This window comes from Microcoleus sp. AR_TQ3_B6 (assembly GCF_036702785.1).
GTDB lineage: Bacteria > Cyanobacteriota > Cyanobacteriia > Cyanobacteriales > Microcoleaceae > Microcoleus.
Window position 1 is genome coordinate 24,793 of sequence record NZ_JAUBVJ010000067.1, and the last position, 20,595, is coordinate 45,387.

At 45.7% G+C, this 20,595-nt stretch carries 10 protein-coding genes; 9 read left to right on the forward strand and 1 reads right to left on the reverse strand.

Features of this window, described 5'->3' with window-relative positions:
• Window positions 1-63 precede the first annotated feature (63 nt).
• From QUB56_RS26165 to gcvT, 9 genes are all read left to right on the forward strand, one after another.
• Window positions 64-2,802: a DEAD/DEAH box helicase gene (locus QUB56_RS26165; protein ID WP_332959135.1), complete on the forward strand. Its 2,739-nt coding sequence runs from the start codon at window positions 64-66 to the stop codon at window positions 2,800-2,802.
• 882 nt (window positions 2,803-3,684) lie between these two features.
• Entirely contained in the window at window positions 3,685-6,426 is a 2,742-nt protein-coding gene (locus QUB56_RS26170) for a family 10 glycosylhydrolase (RefSeq protein ID WP_445243397.1), read from the forward strand.
• Between the two features lie 675 nt (window positions 6,427-7,101).
• Window positions 7,102-11,046 carry a PAS domain S-box protein gene (locus QUB56_RS26175; RefSeq protein WP_332959137.1) on the forward strand — a complete coding sequence of 1,315 codons (3,945 nt, stop codon included), beginning with the start codon at window positions 7,102-7,104 and terminating at the stop codon, window positions 11,044-11,046.
• 7 nt (window positions 11,047-11,053) lie between these two features.
• Window positions 11,054-12,475, forward strand: a complete 1,422-nt coding sequence (locus QUB56_RS26180; protein ID WP_332959139.1) for a response regulator — start codon at window positions 11,054-11,056, stop codon at window positions 12,473-12,475.
• Window positions 12,476-12,680: 205 nt separating this feature from the next.
• Window positions 12,681-13,073, forward strand: coding sequence for a response regulator (locus tag QUB56_RS26185; RefSeq protein WP_332959140.1), 393 nt, complete (start codon window positions 12,681-12,683; stop codon window positions 13,071-13,073).
• A complete protein-coding gene (locus QUB56_RS26190; RefSeq protein ID WP_332959141.1) occupies window positions 13,070-15,640 on the forward strand; it encodes a response regulator in 2,571 nt (856 codons plus the stop codon). Before QUB56_RS26185 ends, QUB56_RS26190 begins: the two co-directional genes overlap by 4 nt.
• Window positions 15,615-17,273 (forward strand): adenylate/guanylate cyclase domain-containing protein, encoded by a 1,659-nt coding sequence (locus tag QUB56_RS26195; protein WP_332959142.1) that lies wholly within the window; start codon window positions 15,615-15,617, stop codon window positions 17,271-17,273. The genes QUB56_RS26190 and QUB56_RS26195 overlap by 26 nt, the downstream gene beginning before the upstream one ends.
• Before the next feature lie 69 nt (window positions 17,274-17,342).
• The gene (locus QUB56_RS26200; RefSeq protein WP_332959143.1) at window positions 17,343-17,855 is read left to right on the forward strand and encodes a DUF1499 domain-containing protein; all 513 of its coding nucleotides are present in this window, start codon (window positions 17,343-17,345) and stop codon (window positions 17,853-17,855) included.
• A 289-nt stretch (window positions 17,856-18,144) separates the two neighbouring features.
• Window positions 18,145-19,296 (forward strand): glycine cleavage system aminomethyltransferase GcvT, encoded by a 1,152-nt coding sequence (gene gcvT / locus QUB56_RS26205; RefSeq protein ID WP_332959145.1) that lies wholly within the window; start codon window positions 18,145-18,147, stop codon window positions 19,294-19,296.
• Window positions 19,297-19,724: 428 nt separating this feature from the next.
• Here gcvT and QUB56_RS26210 read toward each other — a convergent pair whose 3' ends face one another.
• On the reverse strand, window positions 19,725-20,183 hold the full coding sequence (locus QUB56_RS26210) for an alpha/beta hydrolase (RefSeq protein ID WP_332959146.1): 459 nt from the start codon (window positions 20,181-20,183) through the stop codon (window positions 19,725-19,727).
• Window positions 20,184-20,595 lie beyond the last annotated feature (412 nt).

Here is a 20,595-nt window from a genome sequence, read left to right on the forward strand (position 1 = left end):
TGCTGACTTGCTTTCTTCAGCAAGATTTAAGCATACTTACCCTGAAACCTTATAATAATCCTTGTGCCAGACACTGCCCAGAACCGCCCAGAGCTGGATCTGAAGACCATATTTCCCTTCGAGCTAGATAACTTTCAGAGAGAGGCGATCGCCGCCCTCGATGCAGGTAAATCCGTTGTCGTGTGCGCTCCCACAGGCTCTGGGAAAACGTTAATCGGGGAATACGCCATCCATCAAGCACTTTCCAGGGGGCGACGCGTCTTCTACACCACTCCCCTCAAAGCTCTGTCTAACCAAAAGCTGCGCGACTTCCGCAGTCAATTTGGAGACGAAAACGTAGGTTTGCTCACCGGCGACATCTCCGTCAATCGAGATGCGCCGATTTTGGTGATGACTACCGAAATATTTCGGAATATGCTCTACGGTACGCCGATCGGAGAAGTCGGTACTTCCCTCACCGGAGTAGAAACCGTGGTGCTCGACGAGTGTCACTACATGAACGATCGCCAGCGCGGTACCGTCTGGGAAGAATCCATCATCTACTGTTCGAGCGAAATTCAACTGCTCGCCCTCTCAGCAACCGTTGCCAATAGCGACCAACTCACAGACTGGATTAACAAAGTCCACGGGCCCACAGAGCTCGTCTACTCAGACTTTCGGCCAGTGCCGCTGCAATTCCACTTCGCCAACCAAAAAGGGATATTTCCCCTGCTAGACGAGACCGGCAAAAGAGTTAATGTCCGGTTAGTCCCCAAAAAGAAGCAGCAAAAAGTAGAAAGAGGCAGCATCCCCACTCCGAGTTTGACCGATGTTTTGGCCCGGTTGGACGATCGAGATATGCTACCAGCAATTTACTTCATCTTCAGCCGTCGCGGGTGCGACCAAGCAGTCGCAGAAGTCGGCAATTTCTCCCTGGTTAACGAAGCCGAAACAGCCGAACTCAAACGCATCATTGACGATTTTTTAAAGCGAAACCCAGAAGCAGAACGCTTCGGTCAAAAAGAAGCACTTTTAAAAGGCATCGCCGCCCACCACGCAGGCATTTTGCCCGCTTGGAAAGGTTTAGTAGAAGAACTCTTTGGCAGAGGTTTGATTAAAGTCGTATTTGCCACCGAAACCCTAGCAGCCGGGATTAATATGCCCGCCCGCACCACAGTCATTTCCACCCTGTCCAAGCGCACCGACAAGGGACACCGACTGCTAAACGCTTCAGAATTCCTGCAAATGGCCGGTCGGGCGGGTCGGCGGGGGATGGACGAGCTCGGGCACGTAGTCGCAGTTCAGACGCGCTTTGAAGGCGCAAAAGAAGCCTCTTATTTGGCAACAGCCAAAGCCGACCCCCTCGCCAGTCAGTTTACTCCCAGCTACGGCATGGTGCTGAATTTGCTGCAAACTCACACTCTCGACGAAGCTCAAGAGTTGGTAGAGCGGAGTTTTGGTCAATACCTGTCTACCTTGTACTTGCAGCCGCAGCAAGCAGAATTAGACCGATTGCAAACAGAATTAGCGGTGCTCGAAGAGTCCCTGGCGGCCGGAGGAAATGTCTCCACCCTGGAAAAAGAACTCGCCCATTACGAAAAATTGCAGGGAAGACTCAAAGAAGAGAAACGTTTGCTGAAAACTTTATTGCAGCAAGCTGAAGAAGCGCGATTTAAGGAAATGTCCGTAGCTGTGGCTTTTGCAGTGCTCGGCACGGTTCTGAGTCTCAAAGGTAAGCACGTTCCGACAGCCAAACGATCGCACACAACTCCTGTACCCGCCGTATTGGTTGCCAAAATCGCAGGTTCCGGCCAAGCTCCTAATTTGGTGTGCTTGGGCAAAGATAACCGCTGGTATGTCGTCGCCATTAGCGATGTCGCTACCCTGCACGCCGAATTACCCCGCTTGAGTGTTGCAGATACCTTGAACCCCCCCTCGGAAATGCCCCTGAGACTCGGCCAGTGCCGCCTGGGAACTGAAGAAACTGCTTCAATTGTTGGATCGATCCCACAATTGCCGGCACCGGAACCGAGCCCAGAGGCTCAGGGGCAACAGCAGAAAATCGCAGCCCTAGAAGCTCAGCTAGAAATTCACCCGGTTCTAGAATGGGGCAATCCCGGTACTTTGCTCAAACGCCAGCGCCGCCGGGAAGAATTGAAAAAAGAAATCCGCAAAAGCGAACAAGACTTAGAAAAGCAGCGATCTCGCTACTGGGAGCAATTTCTCAACTTAATCGACATCTTGCTGAATTTCGGCTGCTTGGAAAGAGTAGTTTCGGCAAATGGAAACCGAAATGACTCCTCCGACAGGTTGGTACCCACAATCTTGGGCCAAGCTTGCGCCGCCATTCGCGGCGATAATGAACTGTGGCTGGGTTTGTCGCTGATGTCTGCGGAGTTTGACGAACTCGACCCCCACCACCTCGCTGCAGCTTGCGCGGCCTTAGTTACAGAAGTTTCCAGGCCCGACAGTTGGACTCACTACTCGCTGTCGCCGGAAGTTTTGGCACCTTTGGACAATCTGCAAAAAGGCTTGCGCCGCCGATTGTTTCAAGTTCAGTACCGTCATGAAGCTGCAATCCCGATTTGGCTGGAACGGGAATTAGTGACTTTGGTCGAGCAGTGGGCTCTGGGTGTTGAATGGCTGGAACTGATTAGCCATACGAGTTTGGATGAAGGGGATGTGGTGCGGATTTTGCGCCGGACTTTGGATTTCTTGTCTCAGATTCCTCATGTTCCTCATGTTTCGGATTCTTTGCGCAGGAATGCTTGTCGGGCGATGCAGTTAATCGATCGATTCCCGGTAAATGAAGCTGCAACTTAGAAAAATGTTGACAGTTGGCTGTTGGCTGTTGACCGTTGGCTGTTGACAGTGGGCTGTAAGCTGTCGGGCATCTAAATTGTATTTGGGGTTTTTCAACCCAAATGCACCCAGGTTTTAATCTAAAATCGTTTCCGGTTGCATCGGTATAGTTCCCATGTCCAAATGTCCAAACAGTCAACAGTCAACAGTGAACTGCACAGTCAACTGTCAACTGTCAACTGCCATAAGGACTACACCCAGATTTAAATCTAAAATCCCAAATCTAAAATCCCAAATCTAAAATCTAAAATCGATCGATCGCACATTTTCCTGATTCAGGTTGCAGGACAGGATAAAAAATTGTATGGTGCGGATCGATCGCTCTTAATTGTGATTGAATTTTTCTCAAGCGGTGTGGTGAGTAATATCAAGGACGGCCCCGAAGGCCGGAATGATATCAAATCCTTGCTTCAAGAGTCGGGCGTAAAGTCGAATCAAGCGACCCACAAATAATTCGCGCAATTTTCATTTTTTTGACCAGCCCGTCAACAGTCAACAGTCATTAGTCATTATAGCAATCCTAAATGATTCTACTCGTTACCAGGAAGAGCCTGGTAACGCATATCCGGAGGAAGAGCCTCCATAGTCTGGGCCGAGGCAGAGCCTCGCTTACATCGGTTCCCAGGCAGAGCCTGGAAGTTAAGTTAACCAGTTATTGAAATTGATGCGAGGATTGCTATAGTCATTAGTCAACAGTCATTAGTCATTAGTCATTAGTCATTAGTTATTATTAGTCAACAGTCAACAGTCAACAGTCAACAGTCAACAGTCAACAATGATTCCGGTGCAGCCGGAATCGATATAATTCTCATATTTATGCAACAAATCAAAAACCATTATCAAATGACTGATGCCTGCTCCCAGGCTAAAAAAATTCGCTTTTTCACTTTCTTGCAAAGAGTCTTAATTGGAACTCTAGCGAGTACATTAGTCAATCTATTCATCATATTTCCCTCTCCGAGTTTCGCAGAAGTAGTTCTGGGCGTTGTTCGCAGTTCCGAGAATTCTCCCGATTGGGTGAAGATTACCACGCGCCTCTGGGAAAGCGGCATTGCTTACAAACCAATCAATCTCGAAGAAATCAAAAGTACGGCGGATTTAGCAGGCGTTAACGTGCTGTTTTTGCCCAACCTTGAAACTTTGAGTCCGGCGCAAATTAAAGTTTTAGAAGCTTGGACCTCACAGGGCGGCCGCTTGATTGCTTCGGGTCCCGTCGGCCGCAGTTCCCCGGCCTTAGTGCGCCAATCTTTGCGATCGCTCCTCGGGGCCTATTGGGCTTTTCCCTTAACCCAGCCGGCGACCCCCCAACCCCGCACGCGCTGCCGCGATCTTGCTTGCACTACTTCTAACAATTGGATGCCACCAGAACAAAAAAAGGGCTCAGTCCAAGGCGGTGTCTTAATTCCGGCTGATGCGAACAGTCAAACAATTGCTATTTGGAAAGATAGTTCCGGTTCCTCCGCAGCCATCGCCACCGATCGGGCTACCTATCTCGGCTGGCGCTGGGGTAGCGACGGTTCGGAAAATGTAGATAAAGCTTGGCTGCAAGCTTCGATCGCCCGCTGGGGAGGCAGAATCGCTCCGCAGCCCACCGCGCCGCCCACGGCTGCCGCCACCCCACTACCAACTCCCCCCGGACGAGTCACTAGAAACAGCCCTAATTCGCCGCGCAGCAACCCGCTGAGCCGACTTTCTCCCTCTGGCTCCCTTCCCGATCCAGTACCTGCAACTTTTACAGACCCTTCCGATCAGTCGGCGCCGCCGGGTTTGGACGTGCAGGCAAATTCCAATAAGCCGATCGTCAGCATTGAAGCGTACTTGATGCGCCAAGAACTCACCAACCTCCTCGGCAGGTTTGAAAGCGCCCTGACAGCAGCTAATTCAGCTAATACGCCTGTTAATCTCAATGCTGCTACCCTCCCTCAACTGGTGGCGACAAGCAACAGTGCCGGCGGCCCTGCAGCCAGCCGCCCGCCTGTTCTGCAAGGGGCAACGGCGCGGGCGATCGCCTCTGCGCGGCAGGTTTTGCAAACTTTCGACCAACTTCTGGAAGAGCAAAAGTACGCCCAGGCCAGACAGCAGTGGGTGCAGGCCCGGCAGTTGCTGTGGCAAAATTACCCCCAGGAAGGGCAGCGCGTTGGGGCGGAAATTCGCGCGGTTTGGCTCGATCGCGGTACGATCGTCGCAGCGCGATCGGAACGAGGTTTGGCGGCAGTGTTCGATCGGCTCGCCGCCGCCGGTATCAATACCGTTTTCTTTGAAACATTGAATGCCGGATATACAATTTATCCCAGTCAAGTTGCACTGCAACAAAACCCCCTGACTGTGGGCTGGGACCCCCTGGAATCTGCGGTTAAATTAGCCCATGAGCGAGGCATGGAACTGCACGCTTGGGTTTGGACTTTTGCCGTAGGAAATAAGCGCCACAATACTTTAATTGGCAAGCCTAGTTCTTATCCTGGGCCGGTGCTTTCCGCTTATCCAGATTGGGCAAATATTGACAATAAAGGACGCACACAACATCCCAACGATGGTAAATTTTATCTCGATCCTGCGAACCCGGAAGCGCGCAATTATTTGCTGCGAATTGTTAGCGAAATTGCCAATAACTACAAAGTAGATGGAGTGCAATTAGACTATATTCGCTATCCTTTTCAAGATGACAATGCGGGTTTTACTTACGGTTACGGTATGGCGGCGAGGCAGCAATTCAAGCAGTTGACTGGTGCAGATCCGGTGAATATTTCGCCGAGTTCCGGCAGTTTGTGGCGAGAGTGGGTAGAGTTTAAAACTAATCAAATTAATACTTTTGTAGCTGAAGTTTCTCAACTTTTACGCCAGAATTATCCGCGCACTATTCTGTCGGTGGCGGTGTTTCCTCACCCGGAAAGTCAGCGAATTTACAAAATTCAGCAAAATTGGGAAGTTTGGGCTCGTCAAGGCATTGTAGATTTGATTGTGCCGATGACTTATGCTTTGGATACGAACCGACTTCAACGCATCACCGAACCGTTGGTAAAGGAACAAATGCTCGGTTCGGCTTTGATTTCTCCGTCGGTTAAGTTGTTGACACTCCCCGAAGTTGTGGCGATCGACCAAATTCAAGCTTTGCGCGATTTGCCCGCTGGGGGCTATGCTATTTTTGCGGCGGAAAGTATCAGCAGCGGGATGCAGGGGTTTTTTAACCGCACTCAAGGCCGGCCAGTGCGTTCCACTTCAGCAGCGCAGCCGATTCCTTACCGACAGCCGTTTGCAGCGGCGGCTTCGCGCTATACTGCTCTCAAGCAGGAATGGAGTTTTTTGTTGGCTAACAATCAGTTGCGGATGTCGGAATCTGAACTAAAAGTTTTGCAAAGTCGATCGGATGAATTGGCGCAAGCTTTGAGCAAATTGGCTGCCAATCCTTCTCGGGAAAGTTTAGCAACTACTAAAAGATTGTTAAGCAGTTTTCAATCTCAATTTCCATCTTTGATGCGCTTGCATTCTGCCGAAAATAGCTATCAAGTTCAAACTTGGCAAAATCGTTTGGAGAGTTTGGATATGCTGTTACGTTACGGGGAAAGGATGGAGTGGAATCGCAGGTAAATGCAGGTTCTTGGGGTGCACGCGGCTGTGGATAGGGCGATTCCCTACGGGATAGCTTCGCTTCACGTATTCTCCCTTTCCGCAGAAATACGCTATAGTAATTTAAATTCATACCTGTACAGTGGTCAGAAATATCATTTCCGGTTACACCGGAATGATGTTGACAGTTGACAGTTGACAGTTGACTGTTCACTGTCAACTGTCAACTGTCAACTCGAATTTACTATTCCGACGCTAACGGATTTGATATAAGGTACAATCCCAACCCTGCACTCATCGTAATCTCCATTGCCTGCAACAAGTAGGCCGTGTACATAATAAAGCACTTTTCAGGTAAGCGCTTTATCCGGCGCGAACAACCACAATAGACTTGAATTGCAGGCATTCGCTCTCAAGACTTGAAATGCATCTGCGTTGCATCTGCTCTTTATCTATAAATCAAAAATTCATGCAATAAGTCTAATAAAATTGGGCGATAAAGCCAGTTTATACGAAAAAATTGGGGTTAACTAACGAGAAATCCGGAAAGACACCGGGTTTCTGAGGTCACGCACTCCAAACAAAGAAACCCGGATTTTCAAAAGTTATCAAGTATTAATTACTAATTAGCCATTACCAATTACTAATTACCAACTACCAACCTGTACCTCACTTGATAATTGCCGCTAGATGAATATGTTTCCTAAACCGCTCAAGCGCTTTGCTACCAAAATTGTCGGCAAAGCTCAATTACAAACAGTGATCGTAGTTCCTTTTTTAGTGCAAATTGTCTCCATCGTAGGAGTTGTGGGTTGGCTGTCGTTCCAAAACGGTCAGCGGGCGGTCAACGATGTTGCCGCTCAATTGCGGGGAGAAATTAGCGATCGCATCAAAGACCGCATTGAAAATTATATGTCAATTCCCCACATAGTCAATCACCTGAACGTTCAAACCATAAAATTGGGACATTTGAAACTAGAAGACAAGCAAAAACTAGAACAGAATTTCCTTGAACAAATTCAATATTTTGATGCGATAAGCATCATTTACACAGGCACAGAAAAGGGAGAACACTCGGGAGCAATCCGCACAAAAGATCGGACTTTGATATCTGCTGCTGACAGATCTACTGGCAATAAATTAGCTCGATATACTGCTGACTCTCAGGGAAACCGCCTTCAATTAGTGCAAATTTCGCCCAATATTTACGACCCGCGAATTCGCCCTTGGTACATAGCTGCCGCTGCCGCAAAAAAACCAATTTGGACTCCAATCTATACAGATTTTTTGACTAGGGAACTGGCAATTACTGCTGCTATGCCTATCTACGATGACGCTGGCAAGCTGTTAGGAGTAGCTGGTAGCGATGTGCTGTTTTCCCGCATCAAAGAATTTCTCGTCAGCCTTAAAATTGGCAAGTCGGGGCAAACTTTTGTGATGGAGCGATCGGGAATGTTAATTGCCACTTCAACGGCGACTCAAGAATTCGTGAGGGAAGGTCAAGAAACAAGACGCATCAAAGCTTCGGAAAGCGACAATCCGGTAATTCGCCAAACCGCACAGCATTTAGAGAAATCCTACGACAGCTTAGCTAAAATCAATAATTCTCAACAGCTTACTTTTGATATTGATGGCAAGCGAAATTTTATTCAGGTAGCTCCTTTTAAAGACGATAGAGGGTTGGATTGGCTGATTGTAGTAGTGGTACCAGAGTCCGACTTTATGGAGCAAATTAACGTCAACACGCGCACAACTTTTTTGTTGTCGGTTGCAGCTTTGCTCGGGGCGACAATTCTGGGGATTCTTACTGCTAAATGGGTGGTGCGACCGATTTTCAAATTGAATGCGGCAGCCAAAGCTTTGGCGCGGAATGAATGGGAGACAAAGCTCACTCTCAATCGCGAAGATGAACTCGGAGAACTTGCCGCTTCTTTTAACAGCATGGCAGAGCAATTGCAGCAATCATTTACTTCCCTATCGGAGAACGAAAGCCGAGTCAAACAATTTCTCGATGCAGTACCGCTAGGCATTTTTATTGTAGAACCAAACGGTCAACCTCACTACATTAATCCTATAGGAGAGCAGCTTTTAGGTCAAGGACTTGTGGAAGCAGATGCCGAAAATTTGCGCCAATCCTACCGAGTTTATTTAGCGGGAACTCAGGAAATTTATCCGGCGGAACGCGATCCAATTTTAAATGCTTTGCAGGGCAAAAGTGTAACTGTTGATGACATTGAAATCTCCTCGGCTGGCAAAACTGTTCCCATGCAAATTTCCGGAACTTCTATTTACGACGCCCAAGGAAATATTATCTACGGAATGTGCGTTTTTCAAGATATTACGGAACGCAAACTAGCGGAGAAAGTATTAAGGGAATACAACCAAAATTTAGCAGTGCAAGTTGCCGAACGCACCGCAGAACTTGCTAAGGCAAATGAAAAGTTTTCTAAAGCTTTTCGTTCGAGTCCGAATGCGATTACTATCACGAGAATCAGTGATGGCTGTCACCTAGAAGTTAATGATAGTTTTTGCCGGATGATGGGCTACAGTCAGGAAGAAATTATCGGTAAAACAGCGGTGCAGCTCAATTTTTGGGCGAATTTGGGAGAGCGTGACCGCATGATTCAAATGTTAAAAAATAAGACCGCAATACACAATTACGATCTCAGGTTTCGCAATAAAAATGGTACAGAAAGAACGGCACTGCTGTCTATAGAAACCATCGATATTGACGGAGAAGCTTGTTTTTTGTCGATTTCTAGCGATATTACCGATCGCCAAAAAGCAGAAACTGCCCTCCGGGAAGCAGAAGAAAAGTACCGCAACATTTATGAAAATGCTTTGAATGGAATTTTTCAAACTGCTGCTGACGGGAAATACATCAGCGCTAACCCCGCTTTAGCTAAGCTATACGGTTACGAATCGCCCGCAGAATTAATAGCAGCACAGCCAAATTTCAAGAACCAGCTTTACGTGAACCCCAACCGCCGCGACGAATTTACAGCACTGATAAGCGAGTACGGGATACTATCAAACTTTGAATCGGAAGTTTACCGCAAAGATGGCAGCATAATCTGGATTTCCGAAACTTGTCGCGCTGTCTGCGATGAAGCAGGAAATCTACTTTACTACGAAGGTTTTATCAAAGATATTACTGATAAGAAACAAGCGGAAATAAAGCTGCAGCAGGCGAAAGAAGCGGCCGAAGCAGCAAACAAAGCTAAGAGTGCCTTTCTCGCCAATATGAGCCACGAATTGCGCTCGCCCCTGAACGCGGTCATCGGTTTTGCTCAAGTCATGCTGCGCAGTCAAACTCTGTCTCCTGAAAATCAAGAAGATGTCGCAATTATCCTGCGCAGCGGCGAACATTTGCTCGCTTTAATAAACCAAGTTTTAGACTTAGCCAAAATCGAAGCGGGACGCACTACCGTCAATGAAAAAAGCTTCGATTTGTACCAGATGCTCGACGATTTAGAAGATATGTTTGCTCTCAAAGCAGAGCAAAAAGGCTTGCAATTAATCTTCGATCGGGACGCGGAAGTACCCCATTACATTTGTACTGATGAAGTGAAATTGCGCCAAGTCTTAATTAATTTGCTCAACAATGCAATTAAATTTACTTCGGAAGGGGGAGTGTCCGTGCAAGTCAAAGGAGGAAGGCGGAAGGTACACAAAAATAGCCCTGACAAATTGCCCGGCCGCTACTCGCTGCATTTTGAAGTTCAAGATACCGGTGCAGGCATTGCTGCGGAGGAAATCCATCAGTTGTTTGAAGCATTCGTCCAGACAAAAACAGGTAAAGATTCTCAGGAAGGAACGGGTTTAGGTTTATCGATTAGCCGCCAGTTCGTGCAATTAATGGGAGGTGAAATTACTGTTAGCAGCGAGATCGGAAAAGGTGCACTATTTCAGTTTGACATCCAAGTTCATCTGGTTGAAGCTAGTGATATTGAAAGCAAAAAAACTCAACGTCGAGTGGTTGCCCTCGAGCCGAATCAGCCGAGTTATCGCTTGCTAATTGTGGACGACAAACCTTTGAACCGCCAACTGTTGGTAAAACTTCTCAGTCCCCTCGGATTTGAGTTGAGAGAAGCTAATAACGGTAAAGAAGCGGTGGATATTTTTAGGGAGTGGGAACCGCATCTGATTTGGATGGACATGAGAATGCCCGTGATGGACGGCTACGAGGCAACGAAACAGATTAAAACTACAACTGGCGGGCAAGCAACGGCGATTGTGGCCCTGACTGCTAGCGTTTTGGAGGAAGAACGGGCGGTGATTCTTTCGGCGGGTTGCGATGATTTTATGCGGAAACCGTTCCGAGAAGAGGATATCTTCGTGGCAATGGGAAAACATTTAGGAGTACGCTATATTTATGAAGATCCAACAGCAGTCAGCGCGGCAGGTGTAGGGGAGTCAAGTCAGGAGGTGCTGACACCGGAGGATCTCGCCTCTCTTTCTCCAGACTGGATGGCCCAATTCAAGCAAAATATTTTGAGTGTGGACATGGAGGCGATCGCCAGTTCGATCGCACAAATCTGCACTGTCAATCCCTCTCTTGCGGACAGGCTTCAAGATTGCATTAATAATTTTGAATATGACAGAATTTTGGACATAATCAAGATCAGCGAGAACCAGTAAATACCCGATGACTTCAACTTTACCTAAAACCAATCGAGCTAATATTTTAGTAGTGGACGACACGCCCGAAAACCTGCGGCTGCTGGCAGGAATTTTGAGCGAAAAAGGCTATCTAGTTCGCCCGGTTCCCAACGGCAAGCTAGCACTGTCTGCCTCTCAAAAAATGCCCCCGGATATAGTGCTGCTGGATATTATGATGCCGGAGATGGACGGCTATGAAGTTTGTCAGCGGCTCAAAGATTGTGAAGTAACAAAAGACGTTCCCGTGATTTTCATCAGTGCGATTAACGACGTGACGGATAAAGTTAAAGCTTTTGCAGTTGGGGGAGTGGACTTTATTACCAAACCGTTTCAGGTTGAAGAAGTTTTAGCCAGGATAGAAACTCATTTAAAAATTTGTTCGCTGCAACAAACTTTGCAAGAAAAGAATCAAGATTTAGCAACTGCGATCTACCAACTGCAAGCCACCCAAGAGCATTTGATTCAATCGGAAAAAATGGCAGCCCTGGGACAACTGATTGCTGGCATTGCCCACGAAATCAATACCCCCCTGGGCATTATAGGTTCTTCTATTAATAATATAGCTAATTTTTGGGACGACAATTTAGAAAAAATGCCTCAATTTTTTCAAGAACTTTCTGAAGAAAGCCAAGCTTATTTCTTGAGTTTACTGTACAGAGCTACCCATCAAGAAACTTCATTTACCAGCAGAGAGAAGCGGAAATTTAAGCAGAAGTTGACGGGGGAGTTGATGGCAGAATCTGTTGAAAATCCCGAGGAAATTGCCGATACTTTAGTTGACATGGAGATTTACGAAATAGAACCATTATTGCCACTTTTTAAATTGCCGGATTGGGAACTTGTTTTACATACTGCTTACCAGTTTGCGAGCTTTAAAAAAAGTATTAGCCTGATCCAAAGAGCAACAGCGAAGTCGGGAAAAGTAGTATTTGCCTTGAAAACCTACGCTCATTTCGATAGCAAACAAGAAAAAGTCCAGGCGAACTTGCACGACGGGATTGAAACGGTGTTAACCCTTTATCAAAATCAACTGAAACACGGTATAGAAGTAATTAAAAATTATGGAGATTTACCCAAAATTATGTGCTATCCAGATGACTTAAATCAAGTTTGGACGAATCTCGTTCACAATGCCCTGCAAGCAATGGATTATAAAGGTATTTTGACGATTGAAACTCAGCACCAAGATGCAAATATTTTCGTCAAATTTACTGATAACGGCAAAGGCATTCCCCCAGAAGTTATGCCCAAAATTTTTCAGCCATTTTTTACGACTAAATCTGCGGGCGAAGGTAGCGGTTTGGGATTGGATATTGTGAGAAAAATTGTTGAAAAACACGAAGGCACAATTGCTGTAGAGTCTATACCGGACCAGACAACTTTTACAGTCTCGCTGCCAATCTATTAAACAAAACTTACCCGCAGGAGGCTGATTTCCCGTGACACTCGTGGCAGTTTGGCAAATACAAGATTTATTGCGAGAAACCGCGTTTCTGTTCGGAAGTTCTATTAAGATAAGATAGGGGACAGATATTCTGCATCTTCACCCGAAATCAAAACGTAGAAGCAAGTGAAGTTAGTAAGCCCACTAAAACTAAAGCAGAGAGGAAAAGATGAATAAACCTGTAATTCTTTGCGTTGACGATGAACCCGATATATTGAATAATCTCAAGATACAGCTAAAGAATGAATTTAAAAATGATTACTTTTATGAATTAGCTGAAAGTGGTGATGAAGCTTTAGATTTACTTAAGGATTTTCAAGAAGAAGTTCAGGTTATTGTGGTTATTTCTGATTGGCTGATGCCGGGAATTAAAGGTGACGAACTTTTAATTAAAGTTCATCAAAAATATCCTAAAATTATTAAGGTGATGTTGACGGGACAAGCGGATGCAGCGGCACTTCAGCGGGCAGTACAAGAAGCAGATTTATACTGTTGTTTGTACAAACCGTGGCAGAGCAAAGAGTTAATAGAGACTATAAAATCTGGGCTGGCTAAGTTATGAAAAAACCTGTGATTGTTTGTATTGATGATGAACCTGATGTTTTGAACAGTTTAAAAATTGAACTGAAAAAGGCGATCGGCGATCGGTGTATTATTGAAACGGCGGAAGGGGGGGCTGATGCTTTAGAGTTACTGGCAGATTTGCAGGCCGATGAATACGAGATTGCTTTGGTGCTTTCCGATTATATCATGCCGGATATTAAAGGGGACGAACTGCTCAGACGAATTCACGAACGCTCGCCGGATACGCTGACTATTATGCTGACGGGGCAAGCAGATTTGGAAGCCCTGAGCAATGCTATCAAGTATGCTAAATTGTACCGTTATATCCCTAAACCTTGGCAAAATGAAGACTTAAAATTAACGGTAGTAGAAGCAATTCACAGTTACTTGCAAGACCAAAAGTTAACAGATGAAATCCTGAAGCGACAAGCAGTCAACGAAGAGTTGAAGCTAGCAAATGAGGCGCTGTCTGCGAGTGAAAGTCGCCTGAGTCAATTTTTAGAAGCTTTGCCAGTGGGGGTATCTGTTTATAATCCCGACGGATCGATCGCCTATTTCAACCAGACAGCGGGGGAATTGCTGGGTGCAGACACTATCTCGGAAAGCACTGCGGAACAATTAGCTGCAACTTATCAACTTTATGTTGCCAATACTGATGAGCTTTACCCGCCGGATAATCTGCCAATTTTGCGGGCACTGAAAGGAGAATTTGTCAAGGTTGACGATGTAGAAATCCGTCAAGATGGAAAAGTAATTGCGATCGAGATCAATACCACGCCGATTTTTGACGCTAACGGAAATATTGCTTATGCGATCGCAGCTTTTCAAGATATTAGCGATCGCAAACAAGCCGAAAAAATATTAGCCGATTACCAGCGCACCTTAGAAGCCCAAATTGACGAACGCACAGAACAACTGCAACAAGCAAAACAAGCTGCTGAAGCCGCAAATAAAGCTAAAAGCACGTTTCTTGCCAATATGAGCCACGAGTTGCGCACGCCTCTCAATTCCATACTCGGGTTTGCGCAAATCATGGAGCCCAGCCCGAATCTTACTGTCGAAAACCAAGAAAATATGAGAATTATTCGCCGTAGTGGCGAACACTTGCTCACCTTGATCAATGAAGTCTTAGACTTGTCAAAAATCGAAGCGGGGCGGATGACGATCGACCCGAAAAACTTCGACCTCTACCGCTTGCTTGACGATTTGCAAGATATGTTTCAACTGCGGGCACTAAGTCAAGATTTGCAGTTGCTTTTTCAGCGGGAGGATGGCGTTCCTCAGTACGTGCGCACTGATGATATTAAACTGCGGCAAGTGCTGATTAATCTTCTCAGCAATGCGATTAAATTTACGCAAGCAGGCGAAATAATCTTAAGAGTTAGAAAGTTAGAAACTTCGGGTTTTTGTGATTTATTAGACCGTCCAACAGCTTGCTTTGATACCACAACAAGTATTCGGGATTTTGCCCTAAATAGCACTGATTTTGCAATGGTTAAATTGAGGGAAGAGGCTGAGGATTTAACTGTTCCGGGTTTTTGGCTGCAGTTTGAAATAGAAGATACAGGAGTTGGGATGGCTCCGGAAGAATTGGGCAATATTTTTAAGGCATTTGTGCAAACAGCTTCCGGTCAAAAAAGTCAGAAAGGCACGGGTTTAGGATTGAATATAAGCAGTCAATTTGTCCGCCTGATGGGAGGAGAAATCGTCGTAGAAAGTCAACTGGAAGTCGGCACTACTTTTAAATTTGAAATTCCAGTCGGTGCGGTTTATGCTGCTGATATTCCCAGAGAGCAAATTAACCGCGAAGTTATTGGGTTGGAACCAAATCAACCGTGCTACCGCGTTTTAATTGTAGACGATCGCGAAGACAACCGCCAACTTTTAGTCAAAATGCTTTCTCCCTTGGGTTTCGAGCTCCAAGAAGCCACCAACGGTCGCGAAGCAATAGAAATGTGGGAAAATTGGCACCCGCACTTAATTTTGATGGATCTGCGAATGCCAGTGATGGACGGCTACGAAGCTACTAAAGAAATTAAGGCGGCTATACAGCAGAGAGAGCAAGAGCGACAAGAAAACAGGGAAATGAATATGAACGCTCCCGAATCCCCGATTCCGAAGATAATTGCTTTGACAGCTAGTACAATTGAAGGAAGGCGATCGTTTGCTTTATTGGTCGGCTGCGACGATTTTATTAGCAAGCCTTTCCGTAAAACAGAGATATTTGATACCCTCAGCAAACATTTGGGGGTGAAGTATGTCTACTCTAACTCAACGGAGTTTATCTCCACAGGCGATCGAAATAATCTATCTGCTTCCCCCTCTAATGCTGTACTTGCTTGTTTGCCCAAACTTCCTGAAGAATGGATAAACAACATTAAGCAGGTAATCCGCAGTGCTGATTTTGACTTAATTTCCAGGACAATCGAGGAAATAAGGGACGCTCATCCTGAATTTGCCACAATCCTCCAGGGTCATCTCGATAATTTTGATTACCAGAAAATTTTCAATTTAATTGCCGAGGCGGAGGAATTAGATAATGCAGATCAATTCGGAAAAAAGTGAAAACTATCAAGCAGATATTTTAGTAGTTGACGATACGCCCGATAATCTGCGTTTGTTAATTAGAATTTTGCAAAAAAACGGCTATAAAGTTAGACCTGTTACTAATGGTTTTTCTGCCATAGATGCGATTCAATCTAGCGCACCAGATTTGATTTTACTCGATATTATGATGCCGGATCTAGACGGCTACGAACTGTGTCAAAAACTGAAATCAAAACCGGAATTTAGGGAAATTCCCATCATTTTTCTCAGCGCGCTAGAAGAAGGAATAAATAAGGCAAAAGCTTTTGAAGTGGGCGGAGCAGATTATATCACAAAACCTTTTCAGGTGAAAGAAGTATTGGCGCGAGTGAGCAATCAACTTACTGTGCGTTCATTGCAAATGCAATTGCAAGAAAAAAATCAAAAGTTGACCCGTCAAAACGTCCAGTTGCACCAGGAAATCGCGGAACGCCGCCAGGTTGAAATGGCAACGACGTTGCTGCTGAAGGCAACTCAAGCTATTAGCAAATCTGAGGATTTTGACTCTGCTATAGATGTGATTTTAGGTTTAATTTGCAAAACTATTGAATGGAATCTGGGCGAAGCTTGGATTCCTTGCAGTGAGGGCGTTTTAAAATGCGCTACAGGCAGGTACGTCAGCGACTTGAGTTTTGCCCAATTCCGACAAACAAGTTGGCAGTTAACTTTTGCTCCCGGTGTGGGACTCCCGGGGAGGATTTGGCAGTCGCAGCAGTCTGAATGGATCGAGGATGTTTCTACTGCACCGGATCAAGTTTTTTTGCGATCGGAAATTGCGGCGGTTGTGGGATTGAAAGCGGCTTTTGGGGTGCCAATATTGGCGGACAACCAAGTGTTAGCTATTTTGATTTTTTATCGCGAGAAAGCTCTTCCATGTCAGCCGCGCTTGTTGGAATTAGTGAGCGCTGTTGCTACGCAGCTCGGTTCGCTTATTCAGCGCAAACAAGCTGAGGCTGCCCTGAAATTGCAGCAAGAGCAAACAGAGAAATTGCTGCTGAATATTTTACCGAAACCTATTGCCGAACGCTTGCAAAAAGAGCAAAAGTTGATAGCGGACCATTTTGATGATGTCAGCGTATTGTTTGCTGATTTGGTGGGTTTTACAGAGTTTTCTGCTCAAAAAACTCCGACGCAGTTGGTAGAAATTTTGAACGGAATTTTCTCGGAGTTTGATAGGTTGTCTGAGTTGCACGGGTTGGAAAAAATTAAGACTATTGGGGATGCTTACATGGTGGTTGGGGGTTTGCCAACGCCGCGGGAGGATCACTCTGAGGCGATCGCACTTTTAGCTTTGGATATGCAGGCAGCTTTGAGAAGGTTTAATTTCACAATTGGAGAAAATTTTCAACTGCGGATCGGGGTTCACAGCGGTTCGGTGGTGGCGGGAATTATTGGGATTAGCAAATTTAGCTATGATTTGTGGGGGGATACTGTTAATGTTGCTTCCCGGATGGAGTCCAACGGATTGCCTGGTAAAATTCAAGTGACGGCGGCGACTTACGAGCGTTTGAAAGACCAGTTTGTTTTTGAAGAACGGGGTGAGATCCCGATTAAAGGTAAAGGAAATATGCTGACTTACTGGTTGATTGAAGCACAAAGTAAATATTTTTGAGTTTTCGCGGTCAATTTCAATTAATCTTAAAATAAGATGTAATTTGCACGAGTCATGAGGGCTAATCCTTTGCAAACAGTTGAACCAAAATCGCCGACAGCATTGAAAAGAGTCCTAGTTATTTTGATGTCATTGCTAGCAGTAGCAATACTGTCGATCGCAATTTTTATCGCTATACCTGGAGAAAAAACAGTGTTTGCTGGAAAAAGACCTGCCAATATCGGCATTGTGTCAGGAAAACTCGCAGCGTGCCCGAGTTCCCCCAACTGCGTCAGCAGCTTCAGTCAAGATGCCGAACATAAAATAGAGCCTTTGGCATACACTTCGTCCCAGAGTGAAGCGATGGCAAAGCTCAAAGCGGCGATCGAGTCTTTGGCAAAAACTAAGATTATCACGGCAACTGATAATTACCTCTATGCGGAGTTCACCAGTGCTTTGATGGGGTTTGTTGATGATGTTGAATTTTTGGTAGATGATGGAGCAAAAGTTATCCATGTGCGATCGGCTTCCCGTCTGGGAGAGTCAGATTTAGGAGTTAACCGCAAAAGGATAGAGTATTTCGCGCAACTCCAACCGTTCTAGCCCTTCTACCTAGCATTTCTAGGATAACCCATCTTGCAAGGTGTTCAAGGTCACTTGTTACCCTACGACTAATCAGCTTAATTGAATGCCTGCTAGGAATATTAGACCTCTTGCAAAAATGCACCAGACCCCTCCCCAACCCTCCCCGAACTCGCGGTTCGGGAGCCTAATTTTTCCGGCTTCCCCCCAAGGCTTGGGGGGACCGGTGGGGGGTGAGTTTTTGACTTTTGCAAGAGGTCTAATTTTCCCGTAAAATCAAAACAGTCTACCCACAACCAACACGCTACCTGTGGCAAAGTCAACTGAACCCAACAATCCAGAGAGGCCGAGCGAACTTGCCCGATCGCCTCTGTACGACCTATCCTTAGAACTCAAAGCCCGAATGGTGCCCTTTTCCGGGTGGGAGATGGCGGTGCAGTATGCAGGCATCAGCAGCGAACACCAAGCAGTACGCCAGCAAGCAGGAATGTTCGACATTTCCCACATGGGAAAATTTAGCTTGAGAGGGAAACAATTAATAGAAAAATTTCAACCCTTAGTACCCTCAGACTTGAGCCGCTTGCAACCCGGTCAAGCTCAATATACAGTCTTGCTAAATGCCAAAGGCTGCATCTTAGACGACATTATTTTCTACTGCCAAGAACCCGACGCTATCACTAGGGAAGAACGGGCAGTAATTATTGTCAATGCCGCCACTCGCATCCCAGACAAAGCATGGCTCACCACTCACTTAGAATTGAGCGGACTCTGTTTTACCGACATCTCCGAAGATAAAGTTTTAATCGCAATTCAAGGACCGGAATCTCTCAAATATCTCCAGCCTTTTGTAGAAGACAACCTCGCACCAATTAAGGCCTTCGGTCACTTAGAAACAAATCTGTTGGGACAGCCGATTTTTATCGCCAGAACAGGTTACACCGGCGAAGATGGGTTTGAAATCATGGTGGATGCCGAAGTAGGAAAAGAACTGTGGCGAAAATTGTTAGCTGCTGGCGTTGTACCCTGCGGTTTGGGTGCCAGAGATACCTTGCGTTTAGAAGCAGCAATGGCTCTTTACGGTCAAGATATCGACGACAATATCACGCCTTTAGAGGCTGGATTGGGTTGGGTAGTTCACTTCGACACCAAAGGCGATTTTATTGGTCGCGAGGTTTTGGAACAGCAGAAAGCGAATGGAGTATCAAAGCGGTTGGTAGGGTTAGAAATGCAGGGGCGGCACATTGCACGCCACGGCTATCCGGTAATATTTGAAGGCGAAACAGTAGGAGAAGTTACTAGCGGTACATTATCGCCGACATTGAATCGACCAGTAGCCCTCGCCCTTGTTCCGGCAAAATTAGCGAAAATCGGTCAGGAATTAGAAATCGAAATTCGCGGTAAAAACTATCCGGCTAGTGTGGTGAAAAAACCATTTTATCGATCGCCAAACCGACCTAGTTAAATTAAGTAGGCGAGCATTAATTCAGGGGCGTTGCTCAGAGCAACGGCTCACAAGAAAGTGTAAGTGTATTTGTTGTGGAACGGGCTTCTAGCCCGTTGCTCATAATTGTGGTCAAAAAGACTGATCTACTAGCTTAGCAAATTTTCGCAAAGTTGCAGCATAGCGATCGCCCGCCACATCCATCAAATCATTATGACCAAAAATTTCAAAGGTGGTACCCGCCACGTGATTTATCCGTGGAATCAATCCCAAATCGATTTTCGAAAATCCTCAAGAAAGAGCATTTATCTCGCGCAAGTCAATCTAAAATCTAAAATCTAAAATCTAAAATCGATTGAGCGGCTCCATCAACCCAAAAATTTAATTTTGGCTGCTTCGCCGCTGCAAACAACTGCTCTCCATGCCAAAAAAGCACCACGTCATCAGCCTTACCGTGAATCACCAAAACAGGCGATCCAACGAAAGCCAATATTATCAATATTCACAAACTTATCAAAGGGTAAAATCGGAATCCGCGTCAACACCCGAAAAGCCGAGACAAAGGAACTTTCAACCACCAAACCGCCGACTTTTTGGCGCGAAGCCAAATCAATTGTCGGCCCACCGCCCACAGAACGGCCGTAAAGAATAATTTGCTTTGCAGGTACTCCCAACTGTTGGGTTAAATAATTGTAAACAGCATCAATATCACGATAAGTATTATACTCAGAAGGATTTCCCTGGCTCGTGCCGTAACCTTGATAATCATAGGCAAACACAGCAAACCCGCTATCTCGAATCTCTCTGAGCAGCCACAAAATGCCGTCCAAGTTTTCTGCATTGCCGTGACTGTAAAGTATGGTATATTTAGCTTGCGGGTTAGGAAAATGACCAGTAGAAATTTTCACGCCATTAGCTGAGCCAACTTTGATAACTTCCCTGCTCTCACTCTGACTAGATGGGGGAGGTTGAAAAATTAGCCGTTCTGAAAAAAAGAAAGCGTAAAAACACAGAAATGCCTAAACAAAGATTAGAGATTTCATAAGTCGTTTGATAGAAAATTCTCCGAAAAGCAAGCGTTTAATATTTTTTTTGTTCCAGTTAGCCATCACTAAATGCCCATAGTTCACTAAGATTTATCGGAAAATTGGGTAAAAGCCCCTTCTTAATAGGACGGCTTTAATTGATTGCCGACTTGTGTTTTAATCGTTTAGTGGCGTCAATATCTATTTTTCAAATTTCCTTGCATTCTATTTAAAATAGAATACAATGATACTATACCACAGGTAGAATAACCGCCGATACAAATGAGACACCAAG